Source organism: Rhizobium sp. 05N430 (assembly GCF_056396985.1).
The window spans coordinates 1-959 of sequence record NZ_JBFTMO010000044.1; the positions used below are offsets into that span (position 1 = coordinate 1).

The 959-nt window shown below is 62.1% G+C and carries 1 pseudogene; it reads right to left on the bottom strand.

Going from position 1 to position 959, the window contains the following annotated elements:
• Positions 1-959, bottom strand: a pseudogene (locus AC1DJO_RS29830) (hypothetical protein); the annotation flags it as partial.

The following is a 959-nucleotide window of genomic DNA, read 5'->3' on the forward strand; positions in this document are numbered from 1 at the left end:
ATCTGATCTGACCGGCGGTCAGGCCACCGATCTGGTCGTTGGTGAGCGAGCCGACCTGGGCAGCCGACAATGCGCCGATCTGGTCATCGGTGAATTTGGCAAGCTGGCCAGACGTGAAGGCGGTGATCTGCTTGGTCGTGACCTGCTTGAGCTGGTCGGTGCTGAGCTTGCCGACTTGGCTTTCGCTGAGGACAGCGATGGCTTCGTTCTTCAGGCCAGGGATCGCCTTGGCGGCCAGGCCCGCAACTGCATCGTCGGTCAGCTTGGTGATGTTCGTGGCGCTGAAGCCCGCAACTTGCGCGGCGCTCAGCAGAGCGCTCTGGCCTGCGGTGATACCGGCAACCTGATCGGCGGTCATCGCCGTGATCTGCGTAGCCTTGAGACCGGCGACAGCAGCATTGCTGAGCTTGCCGATCTGACCGGCAGTCAGGCCACCGATCTGGTCGTTGGTGAGTGCGCCGACCTGGGCAGCCGACAATGCGCCGATCTGATCATCGGTGAATTTGGCAAGCTGGCCAGACGTGAAGGCGGTGATCTGCTTGGTCGTGACCTGCTTGAGCTGGTCGGTGCTGAGCTTGCCGACCTGGCTTTCGCTGAGCACGGCGATGGCTTCGTTCTTCAGGCCAGGAACCGCCTTGGTGCTGAGACCCGCAACTGCATCGTCGGTCAGCTTGGTGATGTTCGTGGCGCTGAAGCCAGCGGCCTGCACAACTGTCAACAGAGCGCTCTGGCCTGCAGTGATACCGGCAACCTGATCGGCGGTCATCGCCGTGATCTGGCTTGCCTTCAGACCAGCGACAGCAGCGTTGCTGAGTTTGCCGATCTGACCGGCGGTCAGGCCACCGATCTGGTCGTTGGTGAGCGAGCCGACCTGGGCAGCCGACAATGCGCCGATCTGGTCATCGGTGAATTTGGCAAGCTGGCCAGACGTGAAGGCGGTGATCTGCTTGGTCGTGACC